Annotated in this window: 12 protein-coding genes; 8 read left to right on the top strand and 4 right to left on the bottom strand. The window is 72.9% G+C overall.

All coding sequences use genetic code 11. The features are described 5' to 3' along the window. The first annotated feature begins 20 nt into the window (after window positions 1–20). The 7 genes from ACFOX0_RS29145 to obgE all read left to right on the top strand — a co-directional run bounded on the left by ACFOX0_RS29145 (window position 21) and on the right by obgE (window position 8,984). A complete protein-coding gene (locus tag ACFOX0_RS29145; protein WP_377552069.1) occupies window positions 21–2,000 on the top strand; it encodes a TIGR03960 family B12-binding radical SAM protein in 1,980 nt (659 codons plus the stop codon). A gap of 109 nt (window positions 2,001–2,109) precedes the next feature. Then, window positions 2,110–2,829 carry a TIGR03936 family radical SAM-associated protein gene (locus ACFOX0_RS29140; protein ID WP_377552096.1) on the top strand — a complete coding sequence of 240 codons (720 nt, stop codon included), beginning with the start codon at window positions 2,110–2,112 and terminating at the stop codon, window positions 2,827–2,829. Between the two features lie 130 nt (window positions 2,830–2,959). Beyond that, window positions 2,960–6,031, top strand: coding sequence for an Rne/Rng family ribonuclease (locus ACFOX0_RS29135; RefSeq protein ID WP_377552067.1), 3,072 nt, complete (start codon window positions 2,960–2,962; stop codon window positions 6,029–6,031). A gap of 105 nt (window positions 6,032–6,136) precedes the next feature. Continuing rightward, on the top strand, window positions 6,137–6,652 hold the full coding sequence (locus ACFOX0_RS29130; RefSeq protein WP_377552066.1) for a hypothetical protein: 516 nt from the start codon (window positions 6,137–6,139) through the stop codon (window positions 6,650–6,652). Between the two features lie 163 nt (window positions 6,653–6,815). Continuing rightward, entirely contained in the window at window positions 6,816–7,130 is a 315-nt protein-coding gene (gene rplU, locus ACFOX0_RS29125) for a 50S ribosomal protein L21 (protein ID WP_377552064.1), read from the top strand. Between the two features lie 12 nt (window positions 7,131–7,142). Next, complete coding sequence (rpmA, locus tag ACFOX0_RS29120; RefSeq protein ID WP_377552063.1) at window positions 7,143–7,409, top strand: 50S ribosomal protein L27; 267 nt, start codon at window positions 7,143–7,145, stop codon at window positions 7,407–7,409. Between the two features lie 126 nt (window positions 7,410–7,535). Next, the gene (gene obgE / locus ACFOX0_RS29115; RefSeq protein WP_377552062.1) at window positions 7,536–8,984 is read left to right on the top strand and encodes a GTPase ObgE; all 1,449 of its coding nucleotides are present in this window, start codon (window positions 7,536–7,538) and stop codon (window positions 8,982–8,984) included. A 67-nt stretch (window positions 8,985–9,051) separates the two neighbouring features. Here obgE and ACFOX0_RS29110 read toward each other — a convergent pair whose 3' ends face one another. From ACFOX0_RS29110 to ACFOX0_RS29095, 4 genes are all read right to left on the bottom strand, one after another. Next, on the bottom strand, window positions 9,052–10,701 hold the full coding sequence (locus ACFOX0_RS29110) for a DHA2 family efflux MFS transporter permease subunit (RefSeq protein ID WP_377552061.1): 1,650 nt from the start codon (window positions 10,699–10,701) through the stop codon (window positions 9,052–9,054). A gap of 12 nt (window positions 10,702–10,713) precedes the next feature. Continuing rightward, a complete protein-coding gene (locus ACFOX0_RS29105; RefSeq protein WP_377552058.1) occupies window positions 10,714–11,295 on the bottom strand; it encodes a PadR family transcriptional regulator in 582 nt (193 codons plus the stop codon). Window positions 11,296–11,359: 64 nt separating this feature from the next. Further along, entirely contained in the window at window positions 11,360–12,448 is a 1,089-nt protein-coding gene (trpS, locus tag ACFOX0_RS29100) for a tryptophan--tRNA ligase (protein WP_377552056.1), read from the bottom strand. A 252-nt stretch (window positions 12,449–12,700) separates the two neighbouring features. After that, window positions 12,701–12,922, bottom strand: a complete 222-nt coding sequence (locus tag ACFOX0_RS29095; RefSeq protein ID WP_377552054.1) for a DUF397 domain-containing protein — start codon at window positions 12,920–12,922, stop codon at window positions 12,701–12,703. A 77-nt stretch (window positions 12,923–12,999) separates the two neighbouring features. Between ACFOX0_RS29095 and pepN the strand changes: the two genes are divergently transcribed. Further along, window positions 13,000–15,591 carry an aminopeptidase N gene (gene pepN, locus ACFOX0_RS29090; RefSeq protein WP_377552051.1) on the top strand — a complete coding sequence of 864 codons (2,592 nt, stop codon included), beginning with the start codon at window positions 13,000–13,002 and terminating at the stop codon, window positions 15,589–15,591. The last annotated feature ends 85 nt before the right edge of the window (window positions 15,592–15,676 follow it).

The raw sequence follows: 15,676 nt of genomic DNA, 5'->3' as shown, positions 1-15,676 counted from the left end.
GCCGCGTACCCTTGGGCTCCATGAGCGTCACACCCACCGGCCCGGGCCCGCGCCCGGCCAACTCCGTCTGGTCCCAGCTGGAACCGCTGCTGCCCCAGGTGTCCAAGCCCATCCAGTACGTCGGGGGCGAGCTGGGTGCGGTGGTCAAGGACTGGGAACCGGCCGCGGTCCGGTGGGCGCTGATGTATCCCGACGCGTACGAGGTGGGGCTGCCCAACCAGGGCGTTCAGATCCTCTACGAGGTGCTGAACGAGCAGCCCGACGTGCTGGCCGAGCGGACCTACGCGGTCTGGCCCGACCTGGAGACCCTGATGCGGACGCACGGCGTGCCGCAGTTCACCGTCGAGGCGCACCGCCCGGTGGGCGATTTCGACCTGTTCGGCGTCTCGTTTTCCACCGAGCTCGGCTACACCAACCTGCTCACCGCGATCGACCTGGCCGGCATCCCGCTGCTCGCGGCGGACCGCACCGACGCGGACCCGGTGATCGTGGCCGGCGGGCACGCCGCGTTCAACCCCGAGCCGATCGCCGACTTCATCGACGCGGCCGTGCTCGGCGACGGCGAGGAAGCCGTACTGGAGATCACCGGGATCGTCCGGCAGTGGAAGGCGGAGGGTGCGCCCGGCGGTCGGGACGAGCTGCTGCTGCGGCTGGCCCGGACCGAGAGCGTCTACGTGCCGCGCTTCTACGACGTGGACTACCTGCCCGACGGCCGGATCCAGCGGGTGGTGCCGAACCGGGCCGACGTGCCGTTCCGGGTGCACAAGCGCACGACCATGGACCTGGACGCCTGGCCGTACCCGAAGAAGCCCCTCGTCCCGCTCGCCGAGACGGTGCACGAGCGGTACGCCGTGGAGATCTTCCGGGGCTGCACCCGGGGCTGCCGGTTCTGCCAGGCCGGCATGATCACCCGACCGGTGCGCGAGCGGTCGATCACCACCGTGGGCCAGATGGTGCAGCAGGGGCTGGAGTTCTCCGGCTTCCACGAGGTGGGCCTGTTGTCGCTGTCCTCGGCCGACCACTCCGAGATCGGTGACATGTGCTCCGGCCTGGCCGAGCAGTACAAGGGCACCAACGTCTCGCTGTCGCTGCCGTCCACCCGGGTCGACGCGTTCAACATCGACCTGGCCCAGGAGTTGTCCCGCAACGGTCGGCGGACCGGCCTGACCTTCGCCCCGGAGGGCGGGTCGGAGCGGATCCGCAAGGTGATCAACAAGATGGTCTCGAAGGAGGACCTGATCCGCACGGTGGTCACCGCGTACACCAACGGGTGGCGGCAGGTGAAGCTCTACTTCATGTGCGGCCTGCCCACCGAGACGGACGAGGACGTCCTGGAGATCGCCGACATGGCGCACGAGGTGATCCGGGCGGGCCGGGCGGCGACCGGCTCCAAGGACATCCGCTGCACGGTCTCCATCGGCGGTTTCGTGCCGAAGCCGCACACCCCGTTCCAGTGGGCCTCGATGGACCGGCCGGAGGTCATCGACGGCCGGCTCCGGCTGCTCAAGCAGGCGATCAACGCGGACCGGTCGCTGGGTCGGGCGATCGGCTTCCGCTACCACGACGGCGAGCCGTCGCTGATCGAGGGGCTGCTGTCCCGGGGCGACCGGCGGGTGGGCGCGGTGATCCGCCGGGTCTGGGAGGACGGCGGCCGGTTCGACGGGTGGAGCGAGCACTTCTCCTACCGCCGCTGGGTGGACGCCGCCGCCGAGGTGCTGCCCGCCTTCGGGGTGGACCTGGACTGGTTCACCACCCGGGAGCGCGACGAGTTGGAGGTCCTGCCCTGGGACCACCTGGACTCCGGCCTGGACAAGGACTGGCTCTGGCAGGACTGGCAGGATTCGCTGTCCGAGTACGAGCAGGACGACTGCCGGTGGACCCCGTGCTTCGACTGCGGCGTGTGCCCGTCGATGGACACCGAGATCCAGATCGGCCCCACCGGGCGCAAGCTCCTCCCGCTCACCCCGGTGGGCGGTTCGGGGCTCCGGGTCCCGTCCTGACGACGCCGTCCGGCGATCTCACGGAGCACGACGATGTGCAAGGAGCACGACGATCAGTAGGAAACCTCAGCCGGAGGGCGGCCAGGCGCCGGTCGTCCAGCGGATCCGGATCCGGTACGCCAAGCGGGGGCCGCTCCGGTTCACCTCGCACCGCGACTTCGCCCGCGCCTTCGAACGGGCGCTGCGGCGCGCCGGCGTACCGATCGCCTTCTCTCAGGGGTTCACCCCGCACCCGAAGATCTCCTACGCCAGCGCGGCGCCCACCGGGGTGGCCAGCGAGGCGGAGTACCTGGAGATCGGGTTGCAGGCCCGGGTGGAACCGGCGCAGGTCCGGGCCGCGCTGGACGCGGCGCTGTCGTCCGGCCTGGACGTGCTCGACGCGGTGGAGGCGGCCGGCGGCAGTCTGGCCGACCGGATCGAGGCGTCCCGGTGGCGGGTCGAGCTGCCCGGGGTGGACGCGGCCACGCTCGGCAAGGCCGTCGAGGCATTCCGGGCCGCGACCGAGATCCCGGTGGAACGGCTGACCAAGCAGGGGCGCCGGACCTTCGACGCCCGCGCGGCGGTGACCAGCATCGATGTCCTCGATCAAACCGAGGCACCTTCCGGGGTCGAGGCCGTACCGTGTGCGATACTCGAACTGGTCGTGCGGCAGGTCACCCCGTCCGTACGACCCGATGACGTCCTTTCCGGCCTCCGCGTGGTGGCCGACCTGGAGCCGCCGATGCCGCCCCGTGCGACGCGGCTGGCGCAGGGCACGCTGACCGCGCAGGGGGAGATCGGGGATCCGTTGGAGGCGGACCGCGACAGGGCAACCATCGGTGAACCCTGACCGACCCCGGTCCGGGTTCTGCTAGGCAGACTTCGGTGGCACGTTGACGCGCCACCGGAAACACTTTTGCGACGACCCTGCGTGGCAGCGCTCACCCGCGCCCGGGGAAGTCAGAACTGGAGAACGTCCAATGCTCGAGAACGAGCCCGAGGGCGGGGAGCTGGCCGGGTCGCAGCCGACCGCCGACCCCGCCGACAGCACCACCGAGCCCACCCCGGTCCGGCGTACCCGGACCACCCGCCGGCGCAGCACGTCGCCGGCCAGTACCGAGCCGGACCAGGCCGGCGGCCCGGTCGAGGCGTCCACCGAGGCGCGGCGGATCAGTGGCGAGGCGCCGGACGCCGAGGTGCTGGCACCGGTGGCCGGCGACACCGAGGCGACCGGCAAGGCGCCGCGCCGGCGTCGGAAGGCCACCGTGGCCAGCAAGAAGGACGTACCCGCGGACGAGCAGTCGACCGGCTCGGCCCCGGCCGGGGAGCCCACCCCGGCGTCGGACGGCCCGGCGGACGGTTCCGCCCCGGCCGGGGAGCCGGCGCGCGGGGGTCCGGCGGCCGGGGGCGCCGCACCGGCGGCCGGTCCGGCCGAGCGGTCCGGCCCGGCCACCGGCCCGGCGGCGCCGCCCACCGTCGAGCAGGCGGCCGTGCCGGCGTCGGCCGGCCCGGTCGGGCCGTCGTCCGTCGACCCGATCGCGCAGCCGCCCGCCGAGCCGGCCGACCAACCGGCCGCGCCGGTCAAGGCCACCCGTACCCGGCGGCGCAAGGCCGTCCCGCCGGCCGCGGAACTCGCCCCGGCGGAGGTCCCGGCGACGACCGCGCCCGTCGAGTCCGCCCCGGCCGACGTGCCGGCACCCGCCGCCGTTCCGGCCGACGTGCCGGCTGACGACGCGGAAACCGCGCCGACGCCCCGGACCCGGCGCCGCCGGGCCGCGCTGTCCGCGCCCACGGTGCTGTTCATGGCGCCCGAGCCGGAGGTCCCGGCGGTCCAACCCGCCGCGGCCGCCGCGGCGCCGGAGGTCGAGCCCGAGCCGGAGCCGGAGGAGTCCACCCAGCGTCGTCGGCGCGGCCGGCGTACCGCCGAGCCCGAGGTCGAGGTCGAGGTGCCGGCGCCGGCCGCCGTCGACGAGGACGGCGCGAGCGAGGACGACGAGGACGAGGACGAGGACGACGACGAGACGGCCGCCGGTCGGCGCCGGCGCCGGCGCGGCCGGCGGGGTCGCGGTCGCGGCCGGGGGCCGGCCGACGAGTCCGAGGAGGAGACCGCCGAGGAGCCGGTCGCCGCGGCCGAGGAGACCGGTGACGAGGACGACGAGGGCGACGGCGGCACGGACGGGGTGACCCGGCGACGTCGGCGGCGGCGGCGCAAGGGCGCCGGCGACTCCGACGGCGGGGGCGCCGACGACGGCGTACCCACCGTGGTCAAGATCCGCGAGCCGCGCCGGACCACCGACGAGGTGCAGGGCGTCTCCGGCTCCACCCGGCTGGAGGCCAAGCGCCAGCGCCGCCGGGACGGTCGGGAGCAGCGGCGGACCAAGCCGCCGATCCTCAGCGAGTCCGAGTTCCTGGCCCGCCGCGAGGCGGTGGACCGGGTGATGGTGGTACGCCAGCGCGGCGACCGCACCCAGATCGGCGTGCTGGAGGACGGCGTGCTGGTCGAGCACTACGTCACCCGCAACTCCTCCGGCACGATGGCCGGCAACGTCTACCTCGGCAAGGTGCAGAACGTGCTGCCCAGCATGGAGGCGGCGTTCGTGGACATCGGCCGGGGCCGCAACGCGGTGCTGTACGCGGGCGAGGTCAACTGGGATTCGTCCGGTCTGGAGGGTCGGGCCCGCTCGATCGAGCAGGCCCTGAAGTCCGGCGACTCGGTGCTGGTGCAGGTCACCAAGGACCCCATCGGGCACAAGGGCGCCCGGTTGACCAGCCACGTCGCGCTCTCCGGCCGGCACCTGGTCTACGTACCGAACGGCAACTCCTCCGGGATCAGCCGCAAGCTGCCGGACACCGAGCGCAAGCGGCTGCGGGACGTACTGAAGAAGTTGGTGCCGGACGGTGCCGGCGTGATCGTGCGGACCGCTGCCGAGGGAGCCAGCGAGGACGAACTGGCCCGGGACGTCAAGCGGTTGCAGGCGCAGTGGGAGGACATCCAGGCCAAGGCCGCCGAGGGTGGCGCCCCGGTGCTGCTGTCCGAGGAGCCCGACCTGGTGATCCGGGTGGTCCGGGATCTGTTCAACGAGGACTTCCGTGAGCTGATCGTGCAGGGCGACGAGTCGTTCGGGATGGTCGAGAGCTACCTCGGCCAGGTGTCCCCGGACCTGGTCGCCCGGCTGCGCCGGCACACCGGCACCGGGGACGTCTTCGCCGAGTGGCGGATCGACGAGCAGATCCTCAAGGGCCTGGACCGCAAGGTGTTCCTGCCCTCCGGCGGGCACCTGGTGATCGACCGCACCGAGGCGATGACCGTCGTGGACGTCAACACCGGCAAGTACACCGGTGCGGGCGGCAACCTGGAGGAGACGGTCACCAGGAACAACCTGGAGGCGGCCGAGGAGATCGTCCGGCAGCTGCGGCTGCGCGACCTCGGCGGCATCGTGGTGATCGACTTCATCGACATGGTGCTCGAGTCCAACCGGGAGCTGGTGCTGCGCCGGCTCACCGAGTGCCTCGGCCGGGACCGGACGAAGCACCAGGTGACCGAGATCACCTCGCTGGGTCTGGTGCAGATGACCCGCAAGCGGATCGGTGCCGGGCTGCTGGAGGCGTTCAGCGAGACCTGTGACTGTTGCAAGGGCCGTGGCGTCATCATCCACACCGAGCCGGTGCCGGAGAAGTCCCGGTCGAACGGGACCGGTGACAAGGTCAAGGCGGTCGCCTCGGCCTCGTCGAGCGGCATCACCGCGCAGGCCGAGGCGCCGGCCGGCGGGCGTCGGCGCGGCCGCAAGAGTGCGGCGCCGGAGCCGGCCGCGACCGTCGAGGTCGAGGTCGTCGACGAGGACGACACCATGGGGTACGACCTGTCGCGCTACGAGACGGACAGCACCGAGGCGCCGGCCGTGGCCGACGCGCGGGACGCCGAGCCGATGCGGCTGGTCGGCTCGGACGACCCGGACGCGGCCGACGCCGACGACGACGGCGGCGACGAGGCCGGTGGCGGTGGCCGCCGGCGGGCCCGGCGCGGCGGCGCCCGGCGTCGGACCCGCCCCTGACGAGGTCAGCGTCCAGGCCCGTGGCCGGCCCAGAAGGTACGGGCAGGCCACGGGCGGTACGCTGGCGCCGCCCCTGACTCCCCGACCCCTGCGGGAGGATCCGAGATGCGACGTGCGCTGGCGGTCGTCACCCTCGCCGCCGCCCTGTTCGCCGTCGCCGGTTGTTCCGACGGCGGCGGCCCGTCCACCGCGGCGCCCGGCCCGAGCACCGGTTCGCCGGCCGGGACGTCGCCCGCGGGCACCCCGTCCGCCGGTGGCGCTGCCACGCCCGGCGGGACGGCCGTGGCCGGCGGCAACGCCCGGGAGGTCTGTGCCGCGGTGACCGAGGCCGGTTCCTCCTCGGCCCAGAAGTTCGTCGCCGCGCTGGCCAAGATGCTCCAGGCCAGCAGCGCCAACGACACGAAGACCGCGGACACCGCCCGACGCGACGCCGAGGTGGTCCTGGCCGGCTGGTCGGCCGCGGTACGGGAGCAGGCGGCCCGGGCCACCGATGCGCGGCTGAAGGCGGCCCTGACCGACAACGCCGCCGCGATCGCCAAGATCAAACCGGATGTGACAAGCGTCAACGAGTCCACGCTGGCGCAGCTCCAGCAGCGGGTCGACCAGCTCTGCGGCAGCTGACCGGCCGGCCCGGTTTAGGTCTACCGGTGTGCCTACTGGTAGGCTTTCCTGCGGCGCACTTTTGTGCGCCACGTTCTCGCGTGCCCGACCGTCGCTCCCGCAGCGGCGAGCCGCCGCGAGCAACTGACCGCCAGCAACCTCTATGACAGGGAGTTCGCCTCCGATGTACGCGATCGTCAAGACCGGCGGCAAGCAGTACAAGGTCGCCGAGGGCGACGTGATCGAGGTCGAGAAGCTCGCCGGTGCGCCCGGCGACGCGGTGAAGCTCGCCGCGGTGCTCCTCGTCGACGGTGACGACCTGGTGACCGACGCGGCGAAGCTTGCCAAGGTCGCGGTGTCCGGCGAGATCGCCGCGCACACCAAGGGCCCCAAGATCCGGATCCACAAGTTCAAGAACAAGACCGGCTACCACAAGCGTCAGGGTCACCGTCAGCCGCTGACCCAGATCAAGGTGACCGGCATCTCCAGCGGAAAGTAAGGTCGTTCTCAGATGGCTCACAAAAAGGGTGCGTCCAGCTCGCGCAACGGCCGTGACTCCGCGGCGCAGCGGCTCGGCGTCAAGCGGTTCGGCGGCCAGGTCGTCAGCGCCGGCGAGATCCTGATCCGTCAGCGCGGCACCAAGTTCCACCCGGGTGACCTGGTCGGCCGGGGCGGCGACGACACGCTCTTCGCGCTCGCCGCGGGCTCGGTCCAGTTCGGCACCCGGCGCGGACGTAAGACCGTCAGCATCGTGCCGGCGGCGCAGCAGGTTCAGTAACTCCACTCGTCGAAGCGGGCCGAGGACTGGGTGTCCCGGCCCGCTTCGTCGTACGTGACGGGAATTCCGCCCGATGGGCGGGCGTTCCGCGTAGGCGGGAACCCTCCCGTTGAAAGGATTGGCAGCGTGACCACTTTCGTTGACCGGGTCGTCCTGCACCTGCAGGCCGGCGACGGCGGGCACGGCTGTGTCTCGATCCACCGGGAGAAGTTCAAACCGCTCGGCGGCCCGGACGGCGGCAACGGCGGGCACGGCGGCAGCGTGACCCTGGTGGTCGACCCGCAGGTGCACACCCTGCTCGACTTCCACTTCCGTCCGCACATCAAGGCGGAGAACGGCAAGGGCGGCGCCGGCTCGAACCGGGACGGCGCGAACGGCTCCGACCTGGTGCTCAAGGTCCCGGACGGCACCGTGGTCAGCACCCCGGACGGGGAGCAGCTGGCCGACCTGATCGGCGCCGGCACCACCTTCGAGATCGCCCGCGGCGGCCGTGGTGGCCGCGGCAACGCGGCGCTGGCCAACTCCCGGCGCAAGGCCCCCGGCTTCGCCGAACTGGGCGAACCGGGCGATCGGCTCGACGTGGTGCTGGAACTCAAGAGCGTCGCCGACGTGGGCCTGGTGGGCTTCCCGTCGGCCGGCAAGTCGTCGCTGATCTCCGTCCTGTCGGCGGCCAAGCCGAAGATCGCCGACTACCCGTTCACCACGCTGGTGCCGAACCTCGGCGTGGTCCGGGTCGACGACCACACCTTCACCGTGGCCGACGTACCGGGGTTGATCCCGGGGGCGGCCGAGGGCCGCGGGCTCGGGCTGGAGTTCCTCCGGCACATCGAGCGCACCGCCGTGCTGGTGCACGTGGTGGACACGGCGACCCTGGAGCCGGGCCGGGATCCGCTGGGTGACATCGACGCCCTGGAGGCGGAGCTGGCCCGCTACGGCGGGTTGGCCGACCGGCCCCGGCTGGTGGTCCTGAACAAGGTGGACGTGCCGGACGGGCGGGATCTCGCCGAGATCGTCCGGCCGGACATCGAGGCCCGGGGCTACCGGGTGTACGAGATCTCCGCGGTCACCCGGGAGGGGCTGCGGGAGCTGACGTACGCGCTGGCGGAGCAGGTCGAGCGGGCCCGGGCGGCGCACCCGACGCCGGAGCCGACCCGGATCGTGATCCGGCCGAAGGCGGTCGACGACGCCGGCTTCACCGTCGAGCCGACCGAGGACGGCGGCTTCGTGGTGCGCGGACCGCGTCCCGAGCGGTGGGTCCGGCAGACCAACTTCGACAACGACGAGGCGGTCGGCTACCTGGCCGACCGGCTGGCCCGGCTGGGCGTGGAGGAGCAGCTCGCGAAGATGGGCGCCGAATCGGGCAGCCTGGTCCGGATCGGCGATCGCGAGTTCGACTGGGAGCCGACCCGGTACGCCGGCGCGGACTTCGTACCCGGTTCGCGCGGCACCGACGTACGGCTGGAGGAGCGGTCCAAGCGGGTTACGGCGGCCGAACGGCTGGCCGCCCGTAAGGCCCGCCGGCAGCGGCCGGCCGACGAGATCGAGGCCGCGTCGGACGGTTCCGGCACGGACTGACGCCCCTGGACAGCGCGGCGCCCCGCCCCCCGATGGAACCCGGGGGCGGGGCGCCGGCGTTTCCGGGTCAGGCGGCCGCGCCGACCGGGTCCCGCTCGGCGGCGGGGTCCGGTCCGGGCTCGCGCCGGCGGCGGGTGACCAGCAGGCAGCTCAGCGCGGCCACCGCCAGCACACTCAGCGGTACGACCAGCGAGTGCTTCATGGCCAGGGTGAACGCCTCGTGGAACGTCTTCGCGGCCACCGTGGTCAGCGCCTGGCGGGCCTGCTCCGGCAGCCCGGGCGGCACCGGCACCCCGGACTGCCCGGCGCCGACCTCCAGGCTGCCGCTGCCGGCGTGCGCGAACCCGTCCACGAACTGGCCCCGGAACTGGGGCGGCAGCGCGCCCGCGTTGGCCTCGGCCCGCTCGCGCAGCTGGTCGGCGAGTTGCACCTGGAGCACGGCGCCGACGGCGGCGGAGCCGATCACCGCGCCCAGTTGCCGGGCGGTGTTGATGAACCCGGAGGCCGCGCCGGCCATCCGCGGTTCCACGTTGCGCATGGCGATGGTCTGCAGCGGCGCGAAGGTCAGGCCCAGCCCGAAGCCGGCCACGATCAGGCCGGGCAGGATGTGCCAGCGGCCGGAGTCGACCTGCGCCAGCCAGACCACCAGGCCCATCCCGACGCTCCACAGGCTCAACCCGACGAACAGGACCCACTTGCCGCCGGTACGGTCGGCGAGCCGGCCGGCGACCGGGGCGACGAACATCGAGATCAGCGACATCGGCGCGGTGGTGAGGCCGGCCTGCAGCGCGGTCAGCCCGAGCACCGACTGCAGGTAGATGACCAGCGGCAGGAACAGCCCGAGCATGCCGAACGCGATGGCCGCGCTGACGACGTTCATCAGCGAGTAGTTGCGGTCGGCGAAGATCGCGAACGGGACCAGCGGTTCACCGTTGCGGGTGAGGTACTGGTGCAGCAGGAAGGCCGCCATCAGCAGCGCGCCGGCCACCAGGATCTCGACGATGGTCACCGGCCCCCAGACCTTGCCCCAGTCGTGCGGCTGGCCCTCGATCAGGCCGTAGGTGATCAGGAAGAGGCCGGTGGTGGCCAGGGCGGTGCCGGCCCAGTCGAGCTTGTGCCGTCGGTTGAGCTTGATGTCCGGCATCACGATCGCCGCCATGACGACCGCGAGCACGCCGATCGGCAGGTTGACGAAGAAGATGTACTCCCAGCCCCAGTTGGTGACCAGGTAGCCGCCCAAGGTCGGCCCGGCGACGGTGGCCACGCCCGCGACGGCGCCCCACAGGCCGAACGCGGCGCCGCGTTTCTCCGCCGGGAAGATCATGGTGATCACGGAGAGGGTCTGCGGGGTGAGCAGCGCACCGCCGGCGCCCTGGATCACCCGGGCGATGATCAGTTGTTCCGGGTTGCGGGCGAACCCGCAGGCGGCCGAGGCGAGGGTGAAGACGACCAGGCCGACCAGGAACAGCCGCTTCGGGCCGTACAGGTCGCCGAGCCGGCCGGCGGTGATCAGCAGTACGGCGTAGACCAGCACGTACGCGTTGACCACCCAGAGGATCTGGTCCAGCGAGGCGTCGAGCCGGGTGCTCATGTCCGGGATCGCGATGTTCACGATCGTGGTATCCAGAAGGATCATGAAGAAGCCCAGGCAGAGCACCGACAGCACCAGCCAGGGGCTGTGCTTGGGGCGTTCCACCGGGGTTGGGGTGGCGGTCAACGGTCGATCTCCTCACTCCATGCGGTCGGGCCAGGGCAGTGCCCCGGACCGGATGTCCTCGACGAGCTGCCGGATCCAGGTCAGCTCGGCCCGGACCATCGCCTGGGCGTACTCCACCTCGATCAGGTGGGCCGGCTGGACGCCGCGTTTGGTCAGGCTGGTCAGCAGTTGATCCCTGAGGGCCAGATCCGCCTCGAGCGTGACGGCGCGATGCTCCAGCAGCTCCACGGCCTCGTCCGGGGCGAGCTTGTGCAGCATCTGCATCGCCGCCCCGAAGACCGGGTACTCCTCGACGGGGCGCTGGACCAGGTCGCGCAGGTGCTGGTTGAAGACCGCCCGGCCGGCCTCGGTGACGGCGTAGACGGTGCGCTCCGGCCGGCGGCCGGCCCGGCCGGTCTCCACCGGCCGGATCAGCTCGGTCCGGTGCAGCCGCTCCACCGTGTGGTAGAGCGAGCCGGCCCGCAGCTTGATGACCCGGTCGGTGTGCCGGTCGCGGATGGTCTGGTGCAGCTCGTAGGGGTGCATCGGCCGCTCGTGCAGCAGCTCGAGGACCGCCAGTGCGAGCGTGGTCAATGGTCGGTGTGGATTAGTCATCTTTAAATACTCCGGGTGGAGTATATGGCTGACGGCACCGGCGTCCGCAACCCCGAACGTGAAATCAGGTCAGTAGCCCGATCGCCGTGCGGGCCCGGTGGACGGTGGCGGCGGCCGGCGGGCGGACCCGGGCCGCCCCGTCGGCCAGCACCTGCCGCACCCCGTCCGGGTCGGCGGTCAGCTCGGCGTACCGGAGCTGGATCGGGTGCAGCGTCTCGACCACCGCGTCGGCCACCGCCGCCTTGAGTCGCCCGTACGACGGGAAGTCGCCGGCCAGGGCGGTCGGCTGCCCGCCCGTGCAGGCGGCCAGGATCTCCAGCAGGTTGGCCACCCCGGGCCGGTGCTGCGGGTCGTACACCACGTCGCTGCCCGAGTCGGTGACCGCCCGGGAGATCTTGCGGCGTACCACGTCGGGCGGGTCGAGCAGGAAGATCGTGCCGGCCGGCGTCGGCCCGCTCTTGCTCATCTTGGCGGTCGGATCGGCCAGGCTCATCACCCGGGTGGCGACCGTGGGGTGCACCGCCCGGGGCACCACGAAGGTCGGCCCGTAGTGGGCGTTGAACCGGGTCGCCACGGCACGGGTGAGTTCCAGGTGCTGGCTCTGGTCCTCGCCCACCGGAACCTCGTCGGTGTCGTGCAGCAGGATGTCCGCCGTCATCAGCACCGGATAGGTGAGCAGGCTCAGGCGGACCTGTTGCTGGGCCGCGCTCTTCTCCTTGAACTGGATCATCCGGTGCGCCTCGCCGTAGCCGGTCGCGCACTCCAGCAGGTAGTGCAGTTCGGTGTGCTCCGGCACCTGGGACTGGACGAACAGCGCCGTCCGGACCGGATCGAGGCCGGCGGCGAGCAGAATGGTCGCCTGTTGCACGGTGCGTGCCCGGAGCCGGGCCGGATCGTGTTCGACGGTGAGCGCGTGCAGATCGGCGAGGAACACCCGGGTCTCCGCCCGGTGCTGGTCGGCCAGGATCGGCCGGATCGCGCCGAGCAGGTTGCCCAGGTGCAGGTCACCGGTGGTCTGGAAGCCGGTCAACCGGCGTCCGGGAACCCCGGCCGGCACCGGGTGGCCGCCGGCTCCGGCGGCGGTCGCGGCGTCCGGTCCGGTGGTGGTCGCGGCGTCCGTGCCGGTCGGGCGGGTGGGGCTGGTCGCGGTCATCGTGCTCGCTCCTTCGCGGGTACGCCGACCGCCCGGCACCGGGAGCAGGAGATGACAACGGCCGCCCGGTGAGGGGCGGCCGTTGTTCGGTATCGGGGTGCGCGGATGCGGGGCCGCCCGTCAGGGCGCCCGCCAGCAGGTCGCGATCATCCGTACGGGTACAGCCTAACGCGTCGGGTCACCGGCTGTCCGCCCGTGAGCACCAGCGTTCACCGGGCCTCCGCACCCGGGAGCCCGCCGGACCGGTGACCGTCACACCTCGATGTCGAACTCGCCGTCCCGGGCGCCGGCCACGAACGCGTCCCACTCGGCCTGGGTGAAGACCAGGATCGGGCCGTCCGGCTCGGCCGAGTTGCGCATGCCGATCAGGTCGTCCACGAAGGCGATCTCGACCGCGGCCTCCGAGTCGTCCCCCTCGGCCCGCTGCCAGACGGCCCGGGACAGGTCGAAGTCGCCCTTGGGGTGCTGCGCCATGCTGACCACCTTCGTGTGCTGACTCGTGTCGCGCCGGCCCGACGGGTTCGGCCGGCTCCATCGTGCAGGATAAGCGGATGCCCAGCCTGACCCGCGCCGAGGCGACCGTGCGCGCCGCGCTGATCACCGTCGAGTCGTACCACGTGGATCTGGATCTGACCGGGGCGGCCAGCGCCGACCGGTTCCGGTCCGCGGTGACGGTCCGGTTCCGGGCCGCCGCCGGAACGTCGACGTTCGCCGAGGTCAAGCCGGCGCGCCTGACCCGGGTACGACTCAACGACGCCGACCTGGACCCGGCCGCGCTCGCCGACAACCGGCTGCCGCTGGCCGGGTTGCGCGCGGCGAACACGCTGACCGTCGAGGCGGAGATGGCGTACTCCAACACGGGGGAGGGGATGCACCGGTTCGTCGACCCGGCGGATGGGGAGACGTACCTGTACGCGATGTCCTTCCTGGACGATGTGCAACGCGTCTTCGCCGCCTTCGACCAGCCGGACCTGAAGGCGCCGGTCAGCCTCTCGGTGACCGCCCCGGCGGACTGGACGGTGGCCGCCAACGGGCACCTCGTCAACGGACCGGGGTCGGCCGGCGGGCCGGGGCGGTGGGAGTTCGCACCCACGGCGCCGTTGGCGACGTACCTCGTGGCGTTGATCGCCGGGCCGTACCACGTGCGGCGGGACGAGCACGACGGCATCCCGCTGGCGATCTGGTGCCGGCGGTCGCTGGCCGGGTATCTGGACGCCGACGCGGAGGAGATCTTCGACGTGACCCGGCGCTGCCTGGACCGGTTCCACGAGCTGTTCGGCGAGCGCTACCCGTTCGGCAAGTACGACCAGGCGTTCGTGCCGGAGTTCAACCTCGGCGCGATGGAGAACCCCGGCCTGGTCGCCATCCGCGACGACTACGTCTTCCGGTCGGTGGTCACCGAGAGCCAGCGGGAGCAGCGAGCCACCACCATCGCGCACGAGATGGCGCACATGTGGTTCGGCAACCTGGTCACCATGCGCTGGTGGGACGACCTGTGGTTGAACGAGTCGTTCGCCGAGTACCTCGGCTTCCGGGTGGCCGCCGAGGCGACCCGGTACGACCGGGCCTGGACCACCTTCGCGATGCGCCGCAAGGCCTGGGGGTACGCCGCCGACCAGCGCCCGTCGACCCATCCGGTGGCACCGACCGAGGTCGCCGACGCGGCCCAGGCGCTGCTCAACTTCGACGGCATCTCGTACGCCAAGGGCGCCGCCGTGCTGCGTCAACTGGTCGCCTGGCTCGGCGACGACGCGTTCCTGGCCGGCCTGCGGGCGTACTTCGCGGCGCACCGGTTCGGCAACGCCACGCTGGCCGACCTGCTCGACGCGCTCGCCGGCGGCGGCCGGGACCTGGCCGGCTGGGCCGAGGTGTGGCTGCGCCGGTCCCAGGTCAACACGCTGCGGGCCGAGGTGACCACCACCGCCGACGGGCGCTACGCCGAGGTCGCGGTGCGGCAGACCGCGCCGCCGGACCATCCGGTGCTGCGCCCGCACCGGATCGGCGTCGGCCGGTACGACGGCGGCGCCGACCTGCCGGACCCGGACCCGGCCGGGTCCACCCAACCGGTAACCGCCGACCAGGCCGGCGCGGTCGTCCGGCGGCACCGGTACGAGGTGGACCTCGAGCCGGCCGTCGACCGGGGTCGGACGGTGCTCGCCGAGCTGGCCGGCGAGCCGGTCGCCCGGCTGCTGCTGCTCAACGACGGCGACCTGAGCTACGCGAAGGTACGCCTCGACCCGGCGTCGGTCGCCGCGGTGCCGGCGGTGCTGCCCGGGTTGGCCGACCCGCTGGCCCGGGCGGTGCTCTGGGGTGCCGTGCTGGACGCGGTCACCGACGGCGAGCGCCCGGTCGCCGACCTGGTCGGGCTGTTGCCCGCCGCGCTCGGCGCGGAGACCGAGGTGGTCGTGGTGGAGGACGTGCTGAGCCTGGCCCGCTCGCTGATCGACCGGTACCTGGACGGCCCGGCCCGGCTGGCCGCGCTGGGGCAGGTGGTGCGCGCCTGTGACCGGGTGCTGGCCGCGGCCGAGCCCGCCGGTTCGCGGCAACTGGCCGCCGCGCGCGGACTGATCGGGGCCAGCGTCGACCGGCCGCTGCTGACCGGGTGGCTGACCGGCGGGGCGGCGCCGCAAGGGCTCGCCGTCGACGCGGACCTGCGCTGGACGCTGCTCGGTCGGCTGGTCGTACTCGGGGCGGCGGGGGAGGCCGAGATCGCCGCCGAGTTGGCGGCGGACCGCAGCGCCACGGGCGAGGAGCGGGCCGCCCGGTGCCGCGCGGCGTTGCCCGACCCGGCCGCGAAGGAGCGGGCCTGGCAGGTGATCGTCGCCGACGACGCGCTGTCCAACCGGCTGGTCACGGCGTACGCGGACGGGTTCTGGCAGCCCGAGCAGCGGGACCTCACGGCGTCCTACGTCCAGCGGTACTTCGCCGAGATGCCGGCCGCCGCGCGGCGGCGTACCCCCTGGTTGGCCGACCGGGTGGCCGAGCGCGCGTTTCCCCGCTACGCCGTGGCGGACCGGACCCGGGAGTGGGCCGCGGCGCTGCTGACCCGGGACGACCTGCCGCCCGGCCTGCGCCGCGTCGTCACCGACGCCGACGACGACCTGCGCCGGGCCCTGCAGGCCCGCTCCGCCTGGCCGTCCTGACCCGTCGCCCGGGACGCTGGCATTTTCTCGGTACGACAGGCCGGTGGGACGGCCGAAGAAGTGTCAGCGATCGTGAGGCACCTCG

It is taken from the genome of Micromonospora zhanjiangensis (assembly GCF_042650605.1).
In the GTDB taxonomy this organism is placed as follows: Bacteria; Actinomycetota; Actinomycetes; order Mycobacteriales; family Micromonosporaceae; genus Micromonospora_J; species Micromonospora_J zhanjiangensis.
This window is presented reverse-complemented; position numbering and strand designations above follow the sequence as displayed.